The organism is Curtobacterium sp. AC273 (assembly GCF_979253735.1).
This window is the reverse complement of sequence record NZ_CEEDDU010000001.1, coordinates 223204-245142: the sequence shown is the minus strand read 5'-3', so window position 1 is coordinate 245142 and position 21939 is coordinate 223204. Positions and strand designations below refer to the sequence as shown.

Genomic DNA, 21939 nt, shown 5'->3' with positions numbered 1-21939 from the left:
CCGCCGACCGCGTGTTCTCGTGGAGAAGCTCCGCGCGTCATTGCGTTGTGGAGGAAGAGCGCTCCCGTTGAGGGAGCAGGAATCGTCGAGACCCCGGGGCGGGACTCGACGATTCCTGCTCCCTCGACCGCGGGAGCACCGCGCGAGCACCGCACGGGCACGAACACGAACCCGGGCACGAACCCGCCCCCGCTACGATCGACACGAGAACCACGGAGGTCGATGCAGATCATGGGAGCCGGCAAACCCGCGACCATCTCCGACGTCGCCGCGCGCGCCGGGGTCTCGAAGTCCTCGTCTCGCTCGTGCTGCAGCGGTCCCCCGGGTGAGCCAGCAGCGCCGCGACGCCGTGCTCAAGGCGATCCAGGAGCTCGACTACCGGCCGAGCACCGCGGCCGTCTCGCTCGCCGGCACGCGCTCCCGGACGATCGGCGTGGTGCTCGACGACTTCCGGAACCAGTGGTTCGTCGACCTGCTGACCGGGCTCCGCGAAGCGCTGCAGGACCAGGGCACCGGCTCGTCGTCGCCGACCGCTTCCTCAACACCGGGCTCGACGTCTCGCCCGTCGAGGGGTTCCTCGTCGATGCGCGTCGAGGGGCTCGTCATCGCCGGCGAGCCGGACACCGACCTGGCCGTGCCCGCGAGCACACCGCTCGTCATCGCGGGCGGCCGCGTCTCGATCCCCCGTGCCGACACCGTCGCCAACGACGACCGGGCCGGCGGGCGCATGGCCGCGGAGCACCTGCTCGGGCTCGGACACGTCCGCCTCGGGTTCGTCGGGGCACGGTCGGCGGCATCGGCCGAACGACGCGCCGGCTTCGAGCAGCGCGTCGGCGAGGCGGCCGACGTCGCCGTGGTCGTCCTCCCGGGTGAACCCACGGAGGAGGCCGGCTCGAGCGCGGTCGCCGAGCTGCTCGACGCGCACCCGGACGTCACCGCGGTCTTCGCCGCGAACGACGTGATGGCGATCGGCGCGCTGTCCGAGCTCGCCGCCCGCGGACTCCGCGTCCCCGAGGACGTCTCGGTGATGGGCTACGACGACACGCCGTTGGCCGCGACGCGGTACGTGGGCCTGACGAGCATCGACGACCGCAGTGTCGAGATCGGTCGCGGCGCCGGCGAGCGGTTGCTCGCGCGGATCGCGGACCCGGGGCTCGCGGCGACCGAGGTGCTGGTCGAGCCACGGCTGGTCGCCCGGCGAACGACCGCCGCCCGCTGACGACTGCGGCCTGCGTCGGCGAGTGACGCCGACCCGGCCTGGAGGCGCGTGTCACCCCCGCCCCGAACCGCCCCTGCACGAAAGCGACAGTCCACCGCCGAACTCCGGCGGGCATCTGTCGCCCTGCCGCGACCGGGCCCGGCCCCGGACCCGCCGTCAGTCGCCCCCGAGGTCGGCGTGCTGGACGACCCAGATGTGCATCACGATGGCGGCCGCCGCCGAGGCGTTGATGCTCCGCGTCGACCCGAACTGCGTGATCTCGAGGTGCCCGTCCGCACCGGCGACCGCTGCCTCCGTGAGACCGGGCCCCTCCTGCCCGAACAGGAACACGCACCGCTCCGGGATCGCCGCGGACTCGATGCGCTCGGCGCCCGGGGTGTTGTCGATCGCGATCACCGGTCGGTCGTCCTCGCGCATGGCAGCGAGGAAGGCGTCGACGTCGGGGTGGTAGCGGACGTGCTGGTAGCGGTCGGTCACCATCGCGCCGCGCTTGTTCCACCGCCGACGCCCGATGACGTGCACGGTGCCGGCCAGGAACGCGTTGGCGCTCCGCACGATCGACCCGATGTTGAGGTCGTGCTGCCAGTTCTCGATCGCCACGTCGAACGCGTGCCGGCGGGTGTCGAGCTCGGCGACGATGGCCTCCATCGACCAGTACCGGAAGCGGTCGACCACGTTCCGGGTGTCCCCTGCGGCGAGGAGCTCCGGGTCGAGGCGGGGGTCGTCGGGCCACGGTTCGGGGTGCGGGCCGACCCCGTTCGTCGTGCGCTCGTGGGACGGCTCGGGCGCGGTGGTCACGCCCCCAGCGTACGGCGGACGCACGGGCCCCGTCGCACCGTGCGCGAGGCCCGCACCCGGGCCCGCACGACGACCCCGCTCAGCGGACGCGCGACTCGATCCCCGCGATGAGCACGTCGAGCCCGAGTGTGAAGCGGTCCTCGTAGGAGTGCACCCCGAGGAGCTCCCCGACGAGCGCGTGCCGCTCCGGGCGCCCCGCCTCGGAGGACCCCCGGCCGACCTGCACCCCGGTGTGCCCGACCACGAAGTCGTAGACGACGAAGAACGCGTACATCGCCTCGGCGTCGCTCAGCCCGGCGGAGCGGAGTGCTGACCACCTTCGCGACGACGGCGTCGGACTCCGATCGAGACGAGCGCCCCACGGCGGCTGTGCGACTCGAGCACCAGGGGGTGGCGGAGCATGAGGTCGCGGAAGGTGGTCGCGAAGACCCGGACGACGTCGTGCCACTCGGACGGCCAGACGAACGTGGCGGTGAACTCGTCGACGGTGCGCCGCACGAGTTCGGCGTGCAGGTCGTCGAGGCCACCGATCGTCCGGTGCACGGTCATCGGCGCGACGCCCAGCCGCGCTCCGAGGGCCCGGAACGACAACCGGTCGATGCCGTCCTCGTTCGCGATCGAGGTCGCGGCGTCGATCACCTGCTCGCGGCTCAGCACGTTCGGGCGACCTCGGCGTCGGCGGGTACCCGACTCGGTCACGGCACCCGCGACGGCGTCCGCGGCAGCCGCGGGTCGGGGCGTGGCGATCGGGGTTCCGGGTTCGACGAGCACGAGGCGCCTCCCTTGATTCGGTACGTGTCCTGAAAAGCCTAGGGCAATGCCGACCGGCATTCGGTGTCTCGACCATCCCCGGTCCTGGAGCGGCGCGCAAGAGCCGATCCGCGCCTCCCGGCCTCCACCCGAGGGCGCGCACCCGCGCCCGGTAGGGTGAGGGCATGGCGACCCGCGACGAAGTCGAGTGCACGGCTGACCGACATGGACGGCGTGCTCGTCCACGAGAACCAGGCGCTCCCCGGGGCGCCGGAACTGATCCAGCAGTGGCTGGACGAGGGGACGGAGTTCCTCGTCCTGACGAACAACTCGATCTTCACGCCGCGTGACCTGAGCGCGCGGCTCCGCTGGTCCGGACTCGAGGTGCCCGAGGAACGCATCTGGACCTCCGCCCTGGCGACGGCGGACTTCTGCATGGGTCGCAGATGCCCGGCGGCTCGGCGTTCGTGATCGGCGAGGCCGGCATGACGACCGCGCTGCACGAGGCCGGCTTCATCATGACCGAGACCGCTCCCGACTACGTCGTCGTGGGCGAGACCCGCAACTACTCGTTCGAGGCGATCACCAAGGCCGTCCGGCTCATCCGCGACGGTGCGCGGTTCATCGTCACGAACCCCGACGCGACGGGCCCGAGCGCCGAGGGGGTCCTGCCCGCGACTGGCGCGATCGCGGCGATGATCGAGAAGGCGACCGGCAAGCAGCCCTACGTGGTCGGCAAGCCGAACCCGATGATGTTCCGCTCGGCGATGAACCGGATCGGTGCGCACTCCGAGAACACCGGCATGATCGGCGACCGGATGGACACCGACGTGCAGGCCGGCATCGAGGCGGGGCTCCACACCGTCCTCGTCATGACCGGCATAAGCGACCAGGCCGAGATCGACCGCTACCCGTTCCGCCCGAGCGAGGTCATCTCCGGCGTGCACGAACTCGTCCGCACGGAGCCCATCGAAGTCGAGATGTAGTCGTGCGGTGGGACCCGGCCCGCTACGCGGCCTTCAGCGACGAGCGGTCGCGTCCGTTCCACGACCTGGTCGCCCAGGTCGGCCTGGAGAGCGCCCGCCGCGTCGTCGACCTCGGCTGCGGCCCCGGGACCCTCACCGCCACGTTGGCAGCGCGGTGGCGTTCGTCGACGGTGGTCGGGATCGACTCCTCGGCGGAGATGCTGGCGTCGGTGCCGGTCGCACCGAACCTCGCTTTCGAGCTCGGCGCGATCGAGGGCTGGACGCCCGGCCCCACCGACGACGTCGTCGTGACGAACGCGGCACACAGGTGGTGCCGTCGCACGTGTCGCTGTTGCCGCAGTGGCTCGGGGCGATGCCGTCCGGCTCGTGGTTCGCGATGCAGGTGCCGGGAAACTTCGGGTCGCCGTCACACGCGCTCATGCGGTCCGTCGCGGCCGACGGCCGCGTGGGCGTCCGCGCTCGACGGTGTCCTGCGCGCGGACCCGGTGCTCGACCCCGCGGGCTACCTCGGCATCATGCTCGACGCCGGCTTCGAGGCGCGCGCGTGGGAGACCACCTACGCGCAGCTCCTGCCGGGGGTCGATCCGGTGCTGTCGTGGGTGCGCGGGACCGGGCTCCGACCGGCCCTGGCCGCGCTCGACGCCGCCGACCCATCGGGTGCGCTGACGGCGGCGTACACGGAGCGGTACGCGGCGGCGCTCCGCGAGGCCTACCCGGCGAGCGCCCACGGCACGGTGTACCCGTTCCGCCGCGTCTTCGCCGTCGGTCGCAAGCCCTGACCCGTCCCGCCTCGGCGAGCGCCGCATCCGGATTCGAGATCGACCGTTCCGGTTCACGATCACCGGCGTTCGAGAACCGGGACGGTCATCCGCGAATCGGAACGCCCTGTCCCGGGAGACGACCCGGCTACTCGACGGTGACGAGCGTCCCGAGCGGCAGCGCGTTCACCGCTGCGACGGCCTCGGCGGACAGCCGCACGCAGCCGTGCGACACCGCACCCGAGGTCGTCGCGTTCCAGTGCAGCCCGATGAGTCCACCGTCGTGGCCGCCGTACAGCTCGTCGGCCGCGCTCGAGTGCAGGGAGGTCAGCTGGATCGGGTGGTCGCCGGTGCCCTGCGCGGGGTCGACGTACCGCTGCTCCAGGTAGCCCGTGACCCCGGTCGGCGTCGGGGTGTCCGCCGTGCCGACGCCGGCGTCGAAGCGGTGGACGACGTGCCCGCCGGCGGCGACGACCGACACGGTCTGGTCCTTCGTGGAGATGACGACGCGTGCGGTCGGGGTCCCCACCTGCCGCAGCGACGTCAGCGGCACCCACGCCGAGATCTGTGCGGCCGCCCCCGCACCGTGGGCGGCCGACGGCAACTGCTGCCTTGCCGGGGTGAGGACGAGTTCCCAGTCGCCCTCGCGGCGGAGTCCGACGACCGTCGTCGGCCGGCGCAGGAAGTCCGTCGCGGCGAACCGCGCGGCGGGCGTCGTCCGCGCGGCGCCGAACAGGGGTGCGTCGGCACGGAGGTGGAACACCGTCGCGGCGGTGACCGTCCGGTCGGACGGCATGAGGCCGGCGATCACGGCGGAGTACTGCGCCTCCGGCAGTGCGGCGAGCGCGGCTGCTGCGACGTGCGGGACCGCGGGCGCTGCGGACGCCGAGACCGTCGGCGTCCGCGAGGGGACCGACGCCGACGGACGAGGACGTCGAGCTCCCGAGCAGCGGCACGGCGACCGCGGCGGTCACGGCGACGACGGCCGCAGCGACGCCCACGGTCATCCAGGTGGTTCGAGTGCGCATGGCTGGTGCTCCAGGCAGGAAGAGGAACGAGCGGGAGGCCGGCGCCCGCGGGGTGCGGACGCCGGCCGAGCGTCAGCCGGAGACGACCGGCAGGTGGACGCCGGTCCCCGGGTCGACGACGGTGCCGGATCCCGAGCCGCCGCCCGCACCCGAACCGCCACCGGCCGCAGCCGGCGTCACGTGATCGCGAGCGGCGTCGCCAGCACCGAGGCACCCGAGGCGTCGACCAGGTCGATCGTGTGCGCTCCGGCGGCGGTCCCCGCGGGGATCGTCACGCTGCCGGCGACCGTGCCGTCCGCGGCGACGGTGAGCGTGCCCACCGTGACGGGGTCGGAGTGCAGCACGACCCGAGCGTCGCACCGGCGGTGAAGCCGGTCCCCGCCAGCGCGAGCGACGACCCCGCGGCCACCGAGGTGCCGTGCGGCGCGGTGAGCACGCCGGTCCAGGACCCGAGCGGTGCCACCGGTGGCGAGCACCTTCACGCTGCCGTCGGTCGCGACCGAGACGGTGGCGCTGGTCGCTGCCGCCAGGTCGAGTCGCTCCCACGAGCCGTTCGCCGTGCCGCTCTGGTCGAGCGGGGCGCCGGACGGGGTCTCGGTCTGCGCGAGCACGGCGGTGCGCTGCGCGTCGGTGAGCGTCGGGAACGCGGTGAGGAGCAGGTTCGAGGCGCCGGTCGGGACGGACGGCGCGAGGCCGGTCTTCCCGGTCGCCGCGAAGCCGTACGTCATGCGCTCGCGGTAGACCTGCACGGCCGACGCACGGTCGGTGACCACCTGCGCGGTGCCGCCGGGGATCGCTGCGCCGCCGTAGGGGTCGTCCGTGTAGGGCTTCTGCGCGGCGATGCACGTCGCGAGGTGCCGCCGCACGCCTTCTCCGAGGTAGGACACGAGCTCCTTCCGCGCGGGTTCGAGGACCTCGGTCCGGTACTGCGTGTCCGACCAGCGGGCCGCGAGTGCCGCCTCGCCGTCGATGCGTCCGCCCATGATGTCGAGCGGGTAGTGCACGCCGAGCACGATGCGGTCGTTGCCGGCCTCGGACGCCCGGGCGAGGAGCTCCGGCGCGAGCTCGGGGACGAAGCGTGGCGAGGGTGATGCCCGCCTGGTACGCGGTCGTCGTGTGGCCGGAGGGGAACGAGCCGCCGGTGCAGATGCCGGCCGTGCCGTACCCGGCGTCGAGCACGACGTCGTTCGGCGAGAACTCGTGCGTCGTGTCGGTCACCGTGGGCACGCGGGTGATGTCGAGCGTGCCGTCGGCGGAGGCCCACGGCTTGCCGGCACGGTTTGCGGCGAGGGCGGAGGCGTTCACCGTCGCCGGCGCGCAGCCGGTCTGGTCGTCCGTCGCGGGCAGCGTCGCCGTCGTGGTGCCGGGCAGGTAGGGGCGCGGGTAGCTGTAGTGCGCCTTCGCGTCACCGGTGCTGACGTACGCGCCGCTGGTACCGGTCGAGGCTGTTCACGAGTGCCGAGGTCAGGGGCAGCGCGCCGGTGGTCCGACCCTGCACGTAGAGCTTCTCGAGCGTCGCGCCGAGCCCTGCGACACCGTCGACGACTGGTCGTACCCGGTGTTCGTGGCGTTCTGGTACTGCGAGTCCTTGCCGCGCCTTGAGCTGCTGGGCCTTCGTGGCGTGCTGGTTGATCCAGGACGTCGGCTGGTCGTTCTTCGCCAGGGTCGCCGGGTCCTGCACGGTGCCGTGCAGGTCGTTCTTCCCCGTCGACTGCCAGAACTGGTCGTAGCCGTTCAGCAGGGAGACGAGGTCGGGCTTGCTCGAGTCACTCGGGTAGCCCGCCGCGTTCGCGACGAGCGGCGAGCCGAGCACGAGTGCGGTCGCGACCGTCGCGACGGTCACCCCGCGGAGTGCGGTTCTGCGCATGTGGTGTGGTCGCCCGCGAGCGGGCGACAGCTCCTCTTGGTACCGGCTTGGAATCACCGGAACGCTAAGGAGCAGCGGTTGCGGGACGGGGAACGGACGTCGACCGTGAGGTGAACCGGGCCGCAGGCTGTGCGCACTCGCAGCCCCCGCGCCTCCCGTCAGGCGGTGGTCACCACGTGACGGCCTGGAGGCGCGGCTCGTCCCCCCTGCACCGCGAGGGCCGCCATGGGCGGTACCGTCCGCCACCGGCGCCGCAGGCGGCGCGGCCGGTCGTCCCGCCACGCGATCACCCCGCCGGCGACGACCCCGAGCGCGAGCACCCCGAACGAGAACAGCCCGACCAGGCCGACGAGCGCGAGCTTCGACGGGTCCCGCACGTCGGTCGTGGCCGAGGCGCGATCGACCCGAAGTCCCAGAACGCGTGCAGCAGCACGGGCAGGAGCAGGTTGCCCGTCAAGCGCCGCGCGACGTAGAGGCGTCGAGCCGAACGACGCGGCGAAGACCACCTGCACGAGCGTCGCGCCGAGGCTCGCGCCGGCCAGGGCGTTGAGCAGGTGCAGCAGGCCGAACAGCAGGCACGAGGCGAGCCACACGCCGAACTCGGGCAGTCGACGCCGGAGGCCGACGAGCAGGACGCCGCGGGTCAGCAGCTCCTCGAAGACCCCGACGAAGAGCACCCCCACGCTGAGCAGCAGGAAGTAGCGGACGGGCAGTGCCGACCAGTCGACGAGCGGCAGTCGCACGACGCACACCACCAGGATGAGCAGCGGCGCGGTCATCGTCCAGCGGAGCCCGGTGCGGGTCGGGTCCACCGTCGCGATCCGCCACCAGCCGAGGCCCGTCACGACGAGGCACAGCGCCACCGCCGCGATGCCCTCGGGGAGCACGAGCGACCGGACGACGCTCTCGACGGTCTGCCCGAGCGTCGGGTAGTCGTCGCTCGGGCGGGACCGCCAGGCGCTGATCGCCGCGAACACCACGAGCGGGGCGAGACCGACGAGCAGCGAGGGCGGGACCGGCCAGCGGCGACGACGGGCGGGGGCTGCTGTGGTCACCTGCTGTTTGTACCATTGGGGCATGCGCCTGCCCTCCCTGTCCACGATGGCGGAGGACTACGTGAAACTCGTCTGGAAGGCGAGCGAGCGCGGCGGGCCGGGGCTCGCGACCAGGGACATCGCGGCGACGCTCGGGGTGTCCGCGTCGACCGTGTCGGGCAACCTCCGGAAGCTCGACCGCGACGGCCTGATCGAGCACACCCCGTACTACGGCGTCGTCCTCACCCCGCTCGGCCAGCAGGTCGCCGTCGCCATGGTGCGCCGGCACCGGCTCATCGAGTCGTTCCTGGTGTCCCGTCTCGGGTACACGTGGGACGAGGTCCACACCGAGGCCGAGGCGCTCGAGCACGCGGTGTCCGAGACCTTCCTCGACCGGGTGGACGCCGACCTCGGACACCCCACGCACGACCCGCACGGCGACCCGATCCCGCGCTCGGACGGCACGGTCCCGGACTCCTCGGGCACGCTGCTCGGCGCGGTCGAACCCGGTGCGTGCGGCACCGTCGACCGGGTCTCCGACGACGGCCCGTCCCTGCTCCGGTACTTCGACGAGCTCGGGGTCGGGCTCGGCACGCACCTGCGGGTGGAGCGGGTGCGGGACTACGCGGGCGTGATCGCGGTGTCACGCCGCAGCGCCGACGGCGAGGAGTCCCTCGTCGACCTGCCGGCGGCCGCGGCCTCGGCGATCTGGCTCGTCCCCCGACGCCGACTGACGGCCACGCGCTGCCGGCGTCCCCCGGCGCCCGGCGCTCGGCACCCGGCGCCCGGCGTCCGGCGTCCGGCGTCCGGCGTCCCTGAGATCGCACTTCGTTGCCTCTGACGTTCCAGTGAGCGGCACGAAACGCGATCTCAGCCGCGGAACACCGGGGACGACGGCCGGCGGAACGGTGCCGTCACCGTCGGCAGGACGTCCTGCCGGTTGATCCAGAGCACCACGAGCGCCACGGCGACGTGCACCCCGCTCAGCACCCACCGCCCGTTCGTGTCCGTCACGAAGAACTGCACCGCGAACAGCGCTGCCAGCGCGATCGCCGACCACCGGTGGAACCGCAGCGCGATGATGATCGCCACGCCGAGCACGGTCTGCGACGCGGTCAGCACGAACTCCTCGACCTGCCGCCCGTCGAGCGGCAGCCCGCCCGTGGTCCCGCCGCCGAGCACGTGCGCGATCGGCAGCGACCCGACGAGCAGCGACCACTGGTTCACCTTCGACGCGATGAGCGTGCCGATGGCCGCGCCGCCCATCCCGCGCAGGGCGAAGAGCGCGGCGACGATGAACTCGGGCGCCTCGGTCGCGAGCGGTGCGAGCCACTGCACGAGGAAGTAGCTGTCGATGCCGAGCGCACCGCCGGACTGCACGAGGGCGTCGGCGAACGGCTCGGCGGACGACAGGATGACCGCGGCCGCGACGACGAACAGCGCGACGATGGTCCACCGACGGGCCCGCTGCGGCATCGAGGCGATGTTCCCGGCCATGCCGACGAGCTCCTCGTCGTCGTCCCCGTCGACGACCTTCGAGGCACGCCAGAGGTACCAGACGAAGGCGGCGAGCAGCACGGCGCCGAACCACACCGGGATCGACCCCATCAGCGGGATGAGGAACGCGACGACGGCCAGCAGCGCCAGGAACCCGATGTCGAGTCGCGAGGACCGTTCGAGCTCGAGCACGCGGGTGGCCGCTGCGGGGAGCGACCCGGTCCGGACGAAGCGCCGTGCCACGAGCAGCGAGACGACCACCACGAGCGGCCACCCGATCCCGAGCAGCAGCCGGTTCGACCCGGTCATGTTCGCGGCGGCGAACTGCTCGTAGGCGGGGTCGTACCCGGACCGGAACGCGTAGTACAGGTCGACGGCGTACTCGGGCAGCACCGCGATGAGCGCGAGGATCGCGATGGCGAGCGCACCGGCGATGTCCTTCTGGGCGGCCTCGGCGGCCCAGGCGAGCAGGAACGACGCAGCGACGACGGCTGCGCCGAACACCACCAGGTCGAGGAGCGGGGCCGGGGCGAACCCACCGATCCGGAACACCACGGCGGGCAGGGCGACGGCGATGCAGATCGCGATGCGGCCCCACGCGGAGGCGTGCATCCGGGGTGCGGGCGTGGTGGACACCGGCGACGCGGGCGTGGACAGGGTGTTCGTCATGGTGGTCCTCGTGCTGGAGCCATGACGCAGCACACACTCGAGCGGCTTCGGCCATGGCGGAACGGCCGAAGGTCTCGCTCGCCCGGTCGGACCGCCTGCTGCGACGGTGTCCGGGTGGTGCACCGGGCCGATCGTCGTGATGGCCAGTGTGTCGATGCACGCGCTGGGAGCTACTCCCCTTCGACACCCACCTTGGCGCGCTCCGATCCGCGGATGCAAGCCGATCGGCCCTCTTCGGCGACCCGAATCCAGGTCTTCCCCGACCCGCCCCGGATCGGCCCGCACCGCCCCGGATCGCCCCGCATCGCCCCGCATCGTCGAGGGAGCAGGAATCGTCGCTGGGGCCGATCCGCCCCGACGACTCCTGCTCCCTCGACCGCGGCGCTAGCCCGACGCGCGCTTGGTCCGGCCGAGCGCGACCTCGCGGCGTGCACGCTCGAGCGCGAGTCCCGCGGCGGCGTCAGGGTCCCGCAGGAGCCGTCGGACGTCGGCGGCGTGCTCCCGGACGCCCTCGTCACGGCGGTCCTCGGCTGCGTCGAGCACCGGACTGACGGTCTCCTCGCCGAGTGCGACGATCGCCCGGCTCAGCGCGAGACGGGTGTCACGATCGCCCTGCCCGAGGTCACGAGCGAGCCGACGCGCCAGGTCGGGGCGTTCGGCGTCCGGTGCGAGCCGGACCGATGCGCGCCAGGCGGTCCGGACGACACCGCGGTCGACGTCCTCGAGCCGCGCGACGACCGCCGGGTACACCGAGCGGTCACCGATCTTCGACAGGGTGTGCAGCGCTTGGCTCCGTGCCTGTGCCTCCGGCCGCTCCAGCTCGGGGAGGAGTCGGGGGACGACGGACTCGGCCGGGAGCCGCACGAGCGCCCACGTGAGCATCTCCCGCACCTGCAGGTCGGGTTCGACGGCGCACTGCTCGACGAGGACGTCGAGGTCCGTCGGGTCGGGGGTCGTGCCGGCCTCCATCACGGCCCGGAGCCGGACGGAGGGGCGGGGGTCGCTGAGGGACGAGGTGAGCGTGGACATGATCGCTCCCAGCAGACCCCACGGACCTGAAAGCGCACCCGGTGGCGGGCATACCGTGGCGTCGTTCGATCGTTCCGACCTGAAAGGACCTCGCATGCCCCGCATCGGTACCAGTGACATCACCGTCTTCCCGCTCGCCCTCGGCGGCAACGTCTTCGGCTGGACCGCCGACGAGCAGACCCTCGCACCGGGTGCTCGACGCCTACACCGGTGCCGGCGGCGACTTCGTGGACACCGCGGACGTGTACTCCGCCTGGGCCCCCGGCAACGAGGGCGGCGAGTCGGAGCGCGTCATCGGGTCGTGGCTCCGCGCCTCCGGCAAGCGCGACGACGTGGTGATCGCCACGAAGGTCTCGCAGCACCCGCGGTTCTCCGGCCTCAGCGCCGAGAACGTCGCTGCTGCCGCCCGCGCCAGCCTCGAACGTCTCGGTTCGGACCGCATCGACCTCTACTACGCGCACTTCGACGACGAGTCGACCCCGCTCGAGGAGACCGTCCGCGCGTTCGACCAGCTCGTGCGGGAGGGACTCGTCCGGTACACGGCGATCTCGAACTACTCGCGCGCCCGCGCCGAGGAGTGGGTCAGCATCGCGAAGGACAACGGCCTCGCGCTGCCGGTCGCGATCCAGCCGCACTACAACCTCGTCACCCGCGAGCCCTACGAGTCGGAGATCGCCCCGCTCGCCGCTGCCGAGGGCCTCGGCGTGGTGCCGGTACTTCTCGCTGGCCGCGGGCTTCCTCACGGGCAAGTACCGCACGAAGGACGACTTCGCCGGCAAGGACCGCGAGGGGCAGGTCTCGGGCTACTTCTCCGACGAGGGCCTGGCCGTCGTGGACGCCCTCTCGACCATCGCCGAGGCCCACCGGGGTCGAGGTCGCGACCGTGGCCCTGGCGTGGCTGCAGGCGCAGCCGGACGTCGTCGCGCCGATCGCCAGCGCCCGGAACACCGAGCAGCTGCCGGCACTGCTGGCGTCGGCGGAGCTGGAGCTCACCCCGGAGGAACTGCGCACCCTGTCCGACGTGTCGGCGAAGGTGCCCGCCGCGGCCTGACGCCGCCGGCACCGTCCCGCAACGACAGCCCGGCCCTACGGCGCGACGGACCCCGTCAGCGGCTGCCCGGACGACCGCGTGACGAAGCACGAGATGAAGGTGTCGCCCTGGTCCCACGTGGCCTGGTCGGGCGCGTAGGAGCCCTGCACCTGCACGTCACCGACGGCAGCGGCCGCCGAGGTGTTCAGCGCCGCCGAGGTCTGGCACTGCTCCGCGGCCTGTGCCGAGAGGGCGTCCGGCCCCGGCCACTGGTTCGCCGACACGGGCAGGCGTGCGGTGAGCTGGGCGATGTGCGGTGTCGCGCAGTCCACGACCGTGAAGGTCTGCGCCCACGCGTTCGAGAACGGCGACAGGCACTCCCCACCGGCGAGCTCGGTCCAGCCGTGCTCGCCGGGGGCCGCGGGGGTCGTCGCGAACTGCAGCGTCCTGGCAGCCCCTGCAGACGGCGACGGGGTGGCGGCCGGGCTCGAGGCCGTCGACGCCTTCGCCGAGGACGCGGACGAGGCCTGGGCAGAGGCAGCCGAGGTCGACGTCGGCGCCGGGGTGTGCTCCTCGATGGTGTTGCCGAGGATCCAGCGCGTCAGGGCGAACACCGCGACGAGGAGGATGACGATCAGGGCGATCGAACCCCAGATGAGCAGGCGTTTGCCGCGCTGCCCCTCGTTCCGGAGCTTGGCGAAGCCCTCGTTGATGAAGTTGTCGCGGTCGCCACCGCCGGCGGCGGCCGCGGGAGCCGTCGGCGCCACGGGCGTGCGGCCGGGCGCGGGAGCGTGCGCCGGGGTGCCGCCGACCGCGGGCATCATCCGCGTGCTGCTGTCGTGCGGGTCGTAGCCGGTGCCGCCGAGCTGACCGACGGCCTCGGTGCCGAACAGGTCCTTGATGGCACTGGTGTCGCTGGTCTCGCGGCCGTCCCACTCGGACTGGTCGAGGTCGTCCGGGGCGGCGGTGGGCAGCGGTTCCGGCGCCCGGTCGTCGGCGGGAGCGTGCCCGCGGATGCCCATCACGGCGTCGAGGTCCTGCCCGACGGCCGGCGGCAGGTGCGCCGGGTACGCCGGCGCCTCGTCGTCGGCAGCGGGCTCGACGAGCGGCGGGGCCGCGGTCGGCGGCACGGTCGCCGCCGGCTCGGCCCACCAGGGCGTCCCCGCCACCGGGAGCGCGGTCGTCGCCGCGTCGGCACGGGTGCGGTCCGGTTCGGCGTCGCGCTGGTCGGCCGGGAGGCCCGTGGCCGCGTCCGCCTCGTCGCTCGCGTCGTCGGCGAGGGTCCAGTCGAAGGCCGCGGTCGGCTCGTCCCGGGGCGTCGCCGTCGCCTCGTCCGAGTCGTCCACTGCGGGCGGAACGACAGCCGGCGGGACGACGGCCGGAGAGTACCACGGCCGGCGGCACCACGACGGCGCGCGGGACCACAGCCGGCGGCACGGCGACCGGAGGCGGCACGACGGCCGGCGAGCCGAGGCCCGGCGTCGCGAGCTCGCCCGAGACGACGTCGTCGTCGGACTCGTCCGCCAGCGTCCACGCGCCACCCGCGAGGGCCGTCGTGTCGAACGCGTTCGTGGTCAGGGTCGCCGGGACCTCACCGGCCTCGTCGTCGTGGATCGCCCAGTCGAAGGGACGGTCGTGCGCGGCTGCGTCCTGCGCGGCGGCGGCGTCGGCGATGCGGAGCAGCTCGGTGAAGCTCGGCGGCTCGTCGCTCGTCGGCAGCACGTTCTCGACGCCGAGCGGCTGCTGCGGCGCCACGGGGGCGGCCGGCGCCGGGGACTCGGGGTGCGACCCGGTCGCCCGGCCGAGCCAGTCGACGTCGCTGCGGCCCTCCCCGAACGGGTCGAGGCGGCGGCGTTCGTCCTCGATCGCGCGGTTCTCGGCCGCGCGCTGGTCGCGGTGGGACTGCGCGGTCGGCAGCTGGATCGACGACGGGTGCGGCGCGGCCGGGGCCGGCGGCACGGGGGCAGCGGCCGGGATCCGCTCGCCGAGGGTCTCGCGCTCGTGCTCGGCGCTGGCCTGCGGGTTCACCGACGGGGCGGTGAGCTGCTCGGGCATCGAGATCGCCTGGGTGGCGGCGTCCTCGTCGGCGGACGAGGACGTCGGCGCCGGCGCATCCGGTTCGGCTTCGGGTTCGACGGGCTCGAACGGTTCCGGCAGCGGTGCGCCGGTCTCGCGAGCGGTCTTCTCGGCCTCGCGGCGCTCGCGCCGCGACGGCCAGTCCTCGGCACCGCGCGGCGCACCGAAGATGTCGGCGGCACTGCGGAGACCGTGGAACGGAGCGTCCGGGGCGGACTCGCGCCGTGCCTCCAGTCCGTCGTCCCCGTGCTCGGGACCGGCGGCCTGGTCGGGCTCGTGCGCGTCGTCCGGACGCTCCGGGGTCACGCGCTCAGCCCCAGATCGGCCAGCCCGATCGCCGCGAAGTACGGGTACCCGGCGGCCTCGATCTTCTCCTTCGCGCCGGTGTCGCGGTCGACGACGACGGCCACGGCGGCGACGATCGCGCCCTCGCGCTCGAGCGCCTCGGCGGCCTTGAGCGGCGAGCCGCCGGTGGTCGAGGTGTCCTCGAGCACGATGACGCGCTTGCCCTTGAGGTCCGGCCCCTCGACCTGCTTGCCACGGCCGTGGTCCTTCGGCTCCTTGCGGACGACGAAGGCATCGTAGGCCAGGCCGCGGGCGGCGGCCTGGTGCAGCACGGCGCTGGCGATCGGGTCGGCGCCCATGGTGAGGCCGCCCACGGCGTCGACGTCCGGCACCTGCCCGACGAGGTCCGTCATGACCTGCCCGATGAGCGGGGCGACGCGGTGGTCGAGGCTCACCTTCCGGAGGTCGATGTAGTACGTCGCCTTCTTCCCGCTGGTGAGGGTGAAGTCGCCGTGGAACACCGCTTCGTCCGAGATGAACTGGATGAGCTGGTCGCGCGCGTCGGTCACAGCCCACAAGGGTAGCCGGTCGTCCCCGGAGCGCGCTCCCCCAGCCCGTGGGGGTGGGAGAGAGGGGTCACTCGGTACGCTCCGGTCATGTCCTCCGACGCGCGCACGACCACGGCCGTGGCGCGTCCGTCGGGCGGCCCGCGGTGGCGTCGGCTGGTCACCGCCACCGGCCGGGAGGCAGTGGGCGCGCTGATCGCGCTGGCCCTGTCCGTCATCGCCCTCCGCCACGTCGTCGCGACGGCTCGCGTGGACCTGCTCTGGTACGACGGCGACTCGGTGCTGCTGCCGCTCGTCCGGCGGTCGATGGAGCTCGGGCAGCCGTTCGAGTGGGCGATGTCCCCGGCGCTGTTCTTCTTCCCGGAATTGCCCGTCTACCTGCTGAGCGCCGCGGTCACGGCGACCCCGCAGCAGGCCCTCGCGCTCAACGGCGTCGTGGTGCTCCTCGCCGTGTACGCCCTGGTCCGTGCCGCCGCGAACGAGCTGATGCCGGCAGCACGACGGTCGGCCCGGATCGCCGTCTCCGCGATCGCCCTCGGGTTCCTGACCCTGCTGGTGCTCACCGAGTCGTCCGCGACCGCGACGTCGCTCGAGCTCGCGTCGCTGCTCCTCACGACGACGTACTACTACGGCGTGGTCCTGGCGATGCTCGGCACCGCCGTGCTCGTGCTGCGGGCGGTCCGCGTCGGCCGGGCCTCGGTGCCGGTCCTCGTCGTCCTCGGGCTCGTCGCCGCGTGCACGACCGCGTCGAACCCGCTGTACGTGCCGTGGTCGGCGGCCCCGGTCGTCGTGACGCTCGTGCTGCTCGCCGTCGCGCGCCGGTTGCCCTGGCGCCCGGTGGCGCTCCTCGCCGGCACGGTCACGGCGGGCTCCGTCGTCGGGTACCTGCTGCGGATCCCGCTCCGACCCTTCGTGTCGCTCGACCCCTCCACCTACGTGCAGCCGTCGCGGGCGGCGGAGACCCTCGGCTTCTTCGCCGCGCTGACGGACGACCGCGCGGGCTCGGCCTCCGGGGACGCCGGGCTCCTCCTGATGTTCGTCGGGGTGCTCCTCACCGTCGGCGGCACGGTGTGGGCGTGGCGGGTGCGCACCTCGCGGACGGTGCTCGTCGCGGCGGCGCTCCCCCTGGTCACCGTGCTCGCGGTGTCGGTCGGAGTGGTCGTCGCCGGCTCGGAGACCCCCCGGTACCTCGAGCCGGTCGTGACGGCACCGCTCCTCGCCCTCGTGGCGATCGCCGAACTCGCCCGCACGGCGGTCCGTCGCACCCAGGTGCACCGGCCCCGGCGCGGGGTGCGCGTCGTGCTGGCGATCGCGGCCGCGGGGGTCCTGCTCGCCGGGGTCGCCACGGCGCCGAGCACCGCGCGGGCGGTCGCCACGGCACGCTACGACCCGGCCTCGTGCCTCGACGCGTGGGCCGACGGCCGCGACGTCGTCGGGGTCGGCCAGTTCTGGACGGTGCGGCCCCTCGCCGCGTACTCGTCGGAGAACGTGCAGCTGCTGCAGGTCCGCGACACCTTCGAGACGTACCCGTGGCTGGTCGACCTCGGGGCCTACCGCGACGCCGCGCCGACCTTCGTCGTCATCGGGTCGCACGACCTCTGGACGACCGCGGTCGAGGACTCGCTCGGCAGTCCCGCGTCGATCACGCACTGCACCGGGTTCGACGTGTACGACTACGCCGGCACGTCCGGGGCGTCGGTCCCGCAGCGGGACGTGGTGGACAGCGCCGACCGGATCCGGCTCGAGCGCGGTTTCTGAGCCGTTCCCCGCACCGATCTCCGCACACGAGTTCTCCACAGCGGCGCGCCGTCGAGCCGTCTTCTCTGTACGGATGTATAGGCTCGTCGCCGTGACTCGCCCTCTCAGCCACCGCACGACGCGTGCGATCGTGCGCCTCCGACTCGCCGCGACCGCCCTGGCCCTCGCCGGCCTCGTCGGCACCGTCGTGCTCGACGCGCCCTCGGCCAGTGCGGCGAAGTACCCCTCGTGGGACGAGGTGATGGCCGCCCGCGGGCAGGAGTCCGCCAAGCAGGGGCAGATCACCACGATCAAGGGCATCATCTCCGGCCTCGCCGACGACCTGAAGGCGGCCGAGGCCGAGGCGCAAGCGGCTCGGCACCGAGTTCTTCGAGGCGCAGAGCGACGCGCAGGACGCGGCCGAGAAGGAACAGCGGCTCCGCGCCGACGCCGACGAGCACAAGGAGATCGCCGACCAGAGCGCCGCGCAGGCCGGGCAGTTCGCCGCGCAGATGGCCCGCTCCGGCGGCGCCGACGTCACCGCCTCGGTGATCACCGGCGGCGAGGACGCGAAGGACCTCCTCTACAACCTCGGTGCCCTCAGCAAGCTGTCCGAGCAGGCCGAACGGGTCGAGGCCGCAGCCACCGCCGACGCCGCGGTCGCCCGCTCGCTCACCGCGCAGGCGGACCGCGCAGCCGAGGCGCTCGAGGACCTCGCGGCCGAGGCAGAGCGCCGCATGCAGGCCTCGCAGGCCGCGGCCGACAAGGTGCAGACCGCCTACGACGAACAGCAGACCAACAAGGCGCGCCTCGACGCCCAGCTCGCGACCCTGACGTCCGGACGGGTGCGGACCGAAGCGGAGTTCGCACAGGGCGAGAAGGTCCGCAAGGCCGCCGAGGGCGAAGGCCGCGCGCGAAGCAGCGGCACGTGCGGCCGCAGCCCTGGCGGCAGCGGCGAACAACGGCGGTGGCGGTGGCGGTGGTGGCACCGGCAGCTCCGGTTCCGGCGCCGGCGGTTCGGCGGGCTCCGGCAGCGGGACCGGCTGGGTCCGTCCGGCGAGCGGCTACGTCATCAGCCCCTACGGGTACCGCGTGCACCCCATCACCGGTGCGGTGACGAAGCACGACGGTGCCGACCTGGCGAGCGGCTGCTACACCCCGATCGTCGCGGCGGCCGCGGGCACCGTCGACTACGCCGGCTGGTACGGCGGGTACGGCAACTACGTCCGGATCAGCCACGGCGGCGGCGTGCAGACCGCCTACGGCCACATCGTGAACGGCGGGTACCGGGTGGCCTCGGGCCAGCGGGTGTCGGCGGGGCAGCTCATCGCCCTCGTCGGTTCCACCGGCGCCTCCACCGGGTGCCACACGCACTTCGAGGTCCACCTCGGCGGTGCGACCGTCGACCCGATCCGTTCATGGGTGCCCGGGGCGTCGGCTTCTAGCGACCAGCGCCGTCGACGGTCTCGATGCCGTCGTCGTCCAGGTTCCACAGCGCCCGGTACCAGGCGGTCCGCTCCTCGTCGATCGGCACCCCGTAGGCCCTCGTGGAACAGCTGCTCCCACCCGGGGCCGTAGTTCCACCCGAGGGCCATCGTCGCGACGCCCAGGTCGGCCCAGCGGTCCGCGATGCCGATGCGTCGAGGTCCATGTGTCCGGCCCACCGTCCGTCCGCGCCGATGAGCGTGTTCGGCGTGCAGGGGTCCCCGTGGCAGACCACCACGCGGTCGACCGGGGGCTCCGGCCCGATCGACTCCGGGTCGACTCCGGCAGCGCGCGCACGACCGGTCCGCTGCGCCGTGGACCACTCGAACGGGCAGTCGAGCACCGGCAGCGCCTCGTGCAGGGCGCGCAGGCCCTCCCCCGCCGCGACCACGGCCGTCCGCGGCTCGTCGTGCCACCGGGGGTCCACCGCACCTCCACCCGGGCAGGGCACGGGTCCGCAGCCAGGCCTCGTCGTCGAGGCCGTGGTCGAGCAGCTCGGGCACCCGCGCGTACCGGGACGCCCAGGTCAGCCGGGCCGCTTCGCCGACGACCCAGCGCGCGTAGGCGTGCGGAAGGACCTTCACGTACTCCTCGGCGTGCCCGTCCTCGCCGATGCGGAACGTCCGGCCACCGATCTCGTTCACCCACACCGCCTGCACCGGTCGACCGCGCGCGGCCTCGGTCACGACGTGCGGCACGACGACGTCCCCGCGGGCACGGGCCAGGCCGTCGACGGAGCGCGGCACGGCGGCCTCAGTGCACCCGGTCGGTCCGGCCCGAGCCCGATCCGCCCCGAGCGATCTCGAGCAGCACCGGGAGCCGGTCGCCGAGCAGTGCGTCGAGGTCGGCGACGATGCCCTCGACCCCGGTCGTGATCTCGCGCGGCGAAGCCCCCGACGGGGTCGGACACGGATGCGGATCGCCCGGTTGCCACCCACGCGGTAGACGTCGACCGCCAGCGACCCGACCTGCGGCATCGCTCCGATCGCTGACGACAGCGCGTGCTGCACCGCTGCGGCGTCGATGCGGACGAGGCCGGCCACACCGTCGGAGGACCCGTCGTCCTCGACCACGGTGCCCACGCGCCCGCCGCCGAGGGTCGTCAGCACGACGAGCGCGAGGATCCCGAGCACCACGGCCCCGCCGAGCACCCAGGTCCACCCGGTGACGGAGGCGTCACGGGCGGCCCCGGCGCCGAGGTCGCTCAGCGCCACGGCCCCAGTCGTGCCACGTGGACGCGGCCCACGGCACCGTCTGCACAGGATCGTCGCGACGCCGGCGACGAACAGCACGAATCCGACGACGACGAGCGCCGTGCGGCCGAGGCCCCGGTTCGTCGCGTTCATCCGTCCACCCGTCCGGTCGGCTGCACCCGCACCCGCGCGGTGATCGGCGGCTCGGCGTCGATCACGGCGAACTCCTCGGTCACCGCCTCGGTCGCGGCCACGGCGGGGACGTCGACGCCCGCGGCGGGGCGGAGCACGACGTCGACCCGTATCGGCGACCGACGGTGCCGACGGCCGCGTCGGGGCCGAGCCGGGTCACGGAGCGTGCCGCACGGGCAGCGGCGGAGGCGAGCACCTCGTCGTCGACGACCACGGCGAGGCGGTCGGACGACATCGCGTGCCGGGGCCGACGCTGCGGCAGGAGGCCCTGCGCGAGGAACACCAGGCCGAGGAACGCCACGATCGCGGCGATGCCGACGGTGATCGTCGTGTCGAGGCCGCGCGGCGCCCGGACGGCGCGGTCCACGACGTCGCGCGGGTCGATGCCGAGCACCCGCTGGTCGAGCAGCACGAGGGCCGCGGCGAACACGGCCGCGGCGGCGATGACGAGCAGGACGAGCATCGCGACGACGACCGTGCCGGAGCGTGAGGCACTCGTCTCGCGGCGGACGATGCGGCGGTAGACGCGGTCGTGGGTGCGACCGGGCGTCGCGGCCGGCGCCTCCTGCTGCTGGAGCGTCACCGGACCCTCCTCGGTGTGTCCACGACCGACGACGAGAACGTCACGGTCACCCGTTCGACCTGTCGGCCGGTGATGTGGCGGAGCCGCTCGGCGATCACGGCGCGGGCCCGGTGCGCCGTAGTGACGACGGGTTCGTCGGGGACCGCGTGGCTGCCCAGCACCGGGACGGCGAGCGGGGCCGTGATCTCGACCGCCAGCGCACCGTGACCGTCGTCGGCGACCGGGCACGGGCCTCCCCGGAACGGCACGCGCAGCGCTTCGGAGGCGACCGCCTGCGCCGTGTGGACCAGGGCCGCCGAGCCGACGCGGTCGTACCCGGCCACCTGCCGCGGAGCGGGCGGTGGCGCTCCGACGCCGCTCGCCACCGCGGCTGCGCTCACGACGAGCTCCGGCGTCCGCGCAGCACGTCGAGCAGGCGGCGGAAGTCGATGTCGCCCGACACGATGCGGGCGACCAGGCCGCCGACGAGCATGAACACGGCGACGACGACGAACGCCCAGAAGCCGAGCGTCACGGCAACGATCGCGAGGACCGCGCCGACGCCCATGCCGACGACGGTGGCGTTCACCGGACGCGACCCTCGGCATCGGTCTCGACCCCGTTGAGCGCCGGGATGTTGACGTCGTTGATCGCGATGTTGACCTCGGTGACCTCGAGGCCGACGAGCTCGGTCACGGCCTTCGTGACGGCCGCCCGCACGGCGGACGCGACGTCCATCATCGGGATCGGGTAGTCCACGACGATCGTCAGGTCGACGGCGACCTGGGTCTCGCCGACCTCGACCCGGACGCCCTGTCCGAGCGCGCTCGAACCGATCGCGTCACGGATGGCACCGAAGGCACGCGCCGCGTTGCCGCCGAGGGCGAAGACCCCGGGGACGTCACGGGCGGCGATGCCCGCGACCTTCGCGACGACCGTGTCGTCGATGATCGTCCTGCCGTTGGTGGTCACCTGCGTCGTCACGGTGCCCGTCGTCGCGGTCCCGTCGACGCGGTTCGTCGTCGCTGCCATGAGTGCCTCCGGTTGCGGTCGATTGCTGGACCACCCAGCGAACACCATCGTGCCGTGCCGCGGCCGAGAGCAGGACACGGCACGCGGCGCCCGTCCGCGGCGGCCGTCCGGGCCGCTCCGCTGCACTCGGTTGCCGGTGGTCCCCG

Annotated in this window: 23 protein-coding genes and 2 pseudogenes; 10 read left to right on the top strand and 15 right to left on the bottom strand. The window is 73.6% G+C overall.

The genetic code is table 11. The features are described 5' to 3' along the window. Nucleotides 1–325 precede the first annotated feature (325 nt). Entirely contained in the window at nucleotides 326–1219 is an 894-nt protein-coding gene (locus ACZ8AI_RS01520; protein ID WP_464855967.1) for a LacI family DNA-binding transcriptional regulator, read from the top strand. Nucleotides 1220–1375: 156 nt separating this feature from the next. On the opposite strand, the gene ACZ8AI_RS01515 is transcribed toward ACZ8AI_RS01520, so the two are convergent. The 3 genes from ACZ8AI_RS01515 to ACZ8AI_RS01505 all read right to left on the bottom strand — a co-directional run bounded on the left by ACZ8AI_RS01515 (nucleotide 1376) and on the right by ACZ8AI_RS01505 (nucleotide 2788). Continuing rightward, a complete protein-coding gene (locus tag ACZ8AI_RS01515) occupies nucleotides 1376–2017 on the bottom strand; it encodes a TrmH family RNA methyltransferase (RefSeq protein ID WP_464855965.1) in 642 nt (213 codons plus the stop codon). 79 nt (nucleotides 2018–2096) lie between these two features. After that, nucleotides 2097–2291 (bottom strand): hypothetical protein, encoded by a 195-nt coding sequence (locus ACZ8AI_RS01510; protein WP_464855963.1) that lies wholly within the window; start codon nucleotides 2289–2291, stop codon nucleotides 2097–2099. Between the two features lie 14 nt (nucleotides 2292–2305). After that, nucleotides 2306–2788 carry a TetR/AcrR family transcriptional regulator gene (locus ACZ8AI_RS01505; protein ID WP_464855961.1) on the bottom strand — a complete coding sequence of 161 codons (483 nt, stop codon included), beginning with the start codon at nucleotides 2786–2788 and terminating at the stop codon, nucleotides 2306–2308. A gap of 164 nt (nucleotides 2789–2952) precedes the next feature. Here ACZ8AI_RS01505 and ACZ8AI_RS01500 point away from each other — a divergent pair. Together ACZ8AI_RS01500 and ACZ8AI_RS01495 are read left to right on the top strand one after the other, a co-directional pair. Further along, nucleotides 2953–3753: pseudogene (locus tag ACZ8AI_RS01500) on the top strand (HAD-IIA family hydrolase). Nucleotides 3754–3755: 2 nt separating this feature from the next. Continuing rightward, complete coding sequence (locus ACZ8AI_RS01495; protein ID WP_464855959.1) at nucleotides 3756–4532, top strand: methyltransferase domain-containing protein; 777 nt, start codon at nucleotides 3756–3758, stop codon at nucleotides 4530–4532. A gap of 127 nt (nucleotides 4533–4659) precedes the next feature. Here the strand turns inward: ACZ8AI_RS01495 and ACZ8AI_RS01490 are convergent, their stop codons facing one another. Together ACZ8AI_RS01490 and ACZ8AI_RS01485 are read right to left on the bottom strand one after the other, a co-directional pair. Continuing rightward, nucleotides 4660–5322 carry a L,D-transpeptidase gene (locus ACZ8AI_RS01490; protein WP_464855957.1) on the bottom strand — a complete coding sequence of 221 codons (663 nt, stop codon included), beginning with the start codon at nucleotides 5320–5322 and terminating at the stop codon, nucleotides 4660–4662. A 393-nt stretch (nucleotides 5323–5715) separates the two neighbouring features. After that, complete coding sequence (locus tag ACZ8AI_RS01485; protein ID WP_464855955.1) at nucleotides 5716–6552, bottom strand: hypothetical protein; 837 nt, start codon at nucleotides 6550–6552, stop codon at nucleotides 5716–5718. Between the two features lie 77 nt (nucleotides 6553–6629). Here ACZ8AI_RS01485 and ACZ8AI_RS01480 point away from each other — a divergent pair, with 77 nt between their 5' ends. Beyond that, nucleotides 6630–6914: a hypothetical protein gene (locus ACZ8AI_RS01480; RefSeq protein ID WP_464855953.1), complete on the top strand. Its 285-nt coding sequence runs from the start codon at nucleotides 6630–6632 to the stop codon at nucleotides 6912–6914. A 30-nt stretch (nucleotides 6915–6944) separates the two neighbouring features. Here ACZ8AI_RS01480 and ACZ8AI_RS01475 read toward each other — a convergent pair whose 3' ends face one another. Next, nucleotides 6945–7406: a hypothetical protein gene (locus ACZ8AI_RS01475; protein WP_464855951.1), complete on the bottom strand. Its 462-nt coding sequence runs from the start codon at nucleotides 7404–7406 to the stop codon at nucleotides 6945–6947. Between the two features lie 158 nt (nucleotides 7407–7564). Continuing rightward, nucleotides 7565–8485, bottom strand: coding sequence for a CPBP family glutamic-type intramembrane protease (locus ACZ8AI_RS01470; protein WP_464855949.1), 921 nt, complete (start codon nucleotides 8483–8485; stop codon nucleotides 7565–7567). Between ACZ8AI_RS01470 and ACZ8AI_RS01465 the strand changes: the two genes are divergently transcribed. Then, a complete protein-coding gene (locus ACZ8AI_RS01465; protein ID WP_464855947.1) occupies nucleotides 8484–9281 on the top strand; it encodes a metal-dependent transcriptional regulator in 798 nt (265 codons plus the stop codon). The genes ACZ8AI_RS01470 and ACZ8AI_RS01465 overlap by 2 nt on opposite strands. Nucleotides 9282–9310: 29 nt before the next feature. Here ACZ8AI_RS01465 and ACZ8AI_RS01460 read toward each other — a convergent pair whose 3' ends face one another. Both ACZ8AI_RS01460 and ACZ8AI_RS01455 read right to left on the bottom strand, forming a co-directional pair. Continuing rightward, a complete protein-coding gene (locus ACZ8AI_RS01460) occupies nucleotides 9311–10606 on the bottom strand; it encodes a sodium:proton exchanger (RefSeq protein ID WP_464855945.1) in 1296 nt (431 codons plus the stop codon). A 384-nt stretch (nucleotides 10607–10990) separates the two neighbouring features. After that, complete coding sequence (locus ACZ8AI_RS01455; protein WP_464855943.1) at nucleotides 10991–11635, bottom strand: HEAT repeat domain-containing protein; 645 nt, start codon at nucleotides 11633–11635, stop codon at nucleotides 10991–10993. 94 nt (nucleotides 11636–11729) lie between these two features. On the opposite strand from ACZ8AI_RS01455, the pseudogene ACZ8AI_RS01450 reads away from it, so the two are divergent. Then, nucleotides 11730–12686, top strand: a pseudogene (locus ACZ8AI_RS01450) (aldo/keto reductase). Nucleotides 12687–12721: 35 nt separating this feature from the next. Here the strand turns inward: ACZ8AI_RS01450 and ACZ8AI_RS01445 are convergent. Together ACZ8AI_RS01445 and pyrE are read right to left on the bottom strand one after the other, a co-directional pair. Further along, entirely contained in the window at nucleotides 12722–14011 is a 1290-nt protein-coding gene (locus ACZ8AI_RS01445; protein WP_464855941.1) for a septum formation family protein, read from the bottom strand. A 1032-nt stretch (nucleotides 14012–15043) separates the two neighbouring features. Continuing rightward, the gene (pyrE, locus tag ACZ8AI_RS01440) at nucleotides 15044–15595 is read right to left on the bottom strand and encodes an orotate phosphoribosyltransferase (RefSeq protein ID WP_464855939.1); all 552 of its coding nucleotides are present in this window, start codon (nucleotides 15593–15595) and stop codon (nucleotides 15044–15046) included. 87 nt (nucleotides 15596–15682) lie between these two features. On the opposite strand from pyrE, the gene ACZ8AI_RS01435 reads away from it, so the two are divergent. From ACZ8AI_RS01435 to ACZ8AI_RS01420, 4 genes are all read left to right on the top strand, one after another. Further along, nucleotides 15683–17350, top strand: a complete 1668-nt coding sequence (locus tag ACZ8AI_RS01435; protein ID WP_464855937.1) for a hypothetical protein — start codon at nucleotides 15683–15685, stop codon at nucleotides 17348–17350. A gap of 130 nt (nucleotides 17351–17480) precedes the next feature. Beyond that, nucleotides 17481–18446: a hypothetical protein gene (locus ACZ8AI_RS01430; protein WP_464855935.1), complete on the top strand. Its 966-nt coding sequence runs from the start codon at nucleotides 17481–17483 to the stop codon at nucleotides 18444–18446. Further along, a complete protein-coding gene (locus tag ACZ8AI_RS01425) occupies nucleotides 18422–18907 on the top strand; it encodes a M23 family metallopeptidase (protein ID WP_464855933.1) in 486 nt (161 codons plus the stop codon). The genes ACZ8AI_RS01430 and ACZ8AI_RS01425 overlap by 25 nt, the downstream gene beginning before the upstream one ends. 101 nt (nucleotides 18908–19008) lie before the next feature. After that, entirely contained in the window at nucleotides 19009–19689 is a 681-nt protein-coding gene (locus ACZ8AI_RS01420) for a hypothetical protein (protein WP_464855931.1), read from the top strand. Nucleotides 19690–20239: 550 nt separating this feature from the next. Here the strand turns inward: ACZ8AI_RS01420 and ACZ8AI_RS01415 are convergent. Genes ACZ8AI_RS01415 through ACZ8AI_RS01400 form a run of 4 tightly spaced genes read right to left on the bottom strand, consistent with a single transcriptional unit; the run spans nucleotide 20240 to nucleotide 21793 of the window. Beyond that, nucleotides 20240–20782 carry a hypothetical protein gene (locus ACZ8AI_RS01415; RefSeq protein ID WP_464855929.1) on the bottom strand — a complete coding sequence of 181 codons (543 nt, stop codon included), beginning with the start codon at nucleotides 20780–20782 and terminating at the stop codon, nucleotides 20240–20242. Then, nucleotides 20779–21162, bottom strand: a complete 384-nt coding sequence (locus tag ACZ8AI_RS01410; protein WP_464855927.1) for a hypothetical protein — start codon at nucleotides 21160–21162, stop codon at nucleotides 20779–20781. The genes ACZ8AI_RS01415 and ACZ8AI_RS01410 overlap by 4 nt, the downstream gene beginning before the upstream one ends. Then, nucleotides 21159–21350 carry a DUF2273 domain-containing protein gene (locus ACZ8AI_RS01405; protein WP_464855925.1) on the bottom strand — a complete coding sequence of 64 codons (192 nt, stop codon included), beginning with the start codon at nucleotides 21348–21350 and terminating at the stop codon, nucleotides 21159–21161. Before ACZ8AI_RS01405 ends, ACZ8AI_RS01410 begins: the two co-directional genes overlap by 4 nt. Continuing rightward, nucleotides 21347–21793 carry an Asp23/Gls24 family envelope stress response protein gene (locus tag ACZ8AI_RS01400; protein WP_071293091.1) on the bottom strand — a complete coding sequence of 149 codons (447 nt, stop codon included), beginning with the start codon at nucleotides 21791–21793 and terminating at the stop codon, nucleotides 21347–21349. The genes ACZ8AI_RS01405 and ACZ8AI_RS01400 overlap by 4 nt, the downstream gene beginning before the upstream one ends. Nucleotides 21794–21939 lie beyond the last annotated feature (146 nt).

Coding starts and splice junctions, on each gene's coding strand:
- ACZ8AI_RS01510 (WP_464855963.1), bottom strand. CDS start 2,291: ATGTACGCGTTCTTCGTCGTCTACGACTTCGTGGTCGGGCACACCGGG.
- ACZ8AI_RS01480 (WP_464855953.1), top strand. CDS start 6,630: ATGCCCGCCTGGTACGCGGTCGTCGTGTGGCCGGAGGGGAACGAGCCG.
- ACZ8AI_RS01475 (WP_464855951.1), bottom strand. CDS start 7,406: ATGCGCAGAACCGCACTCCGCGGGGTGACCGTCGCGACGGTCGCGACC.
- ACZ8AI_RS01465 (WP_464855947.1), top strand. CDS start 8,484: ATGCGCCTGCCCTCCCTGTCCACGATGGCGGAGGACTACGTGAAACTC.
- ACZ8AI_RS01470 (WP_464855949.1), bottom strand. CDS start 8,485: ATGCCCCAATGGTACAAACAGCAGGTGACCACAGCAGCCCCCGCCCGT.
- ACZ8AI_RS01460 (WP_464855945.1), bottom strand. CDS start 10,606: ATGACGAACACCCTGTCCACGCCCGCGTCGCCGGTGTCCACCACGCCC.
- ACZ8AI_RS01455 (WP_464855943.1), bottom strand. CDS start 11,635: ATGTCCACGCTCACCTCGTCCCTCAGCGACCCCCGCCCCTCCGTCCGG.
- ACZ8AI_RS01435 (WP_464855937.1), top strand. CDS start 15,683: ATGTCCTCCGACGCGCGCACGACCACGGCCGTGGCGCGTCCGTCGGGC.
- ACZ8AI_RS01420 (WP_464855931.1), top strand. CDS start 19,009: ATGAGCGTGTTCGGCGTGCAGGGGTCCCCGTGGCAGACCACCACGCGG.
- ACZ8AI_RS01400 (WP_071293091.1), bottom strand. CDS start 21,793: ATGGCAGCGACGACGAACCGCGTCGACGGGACCGCGACGACGGGCACC.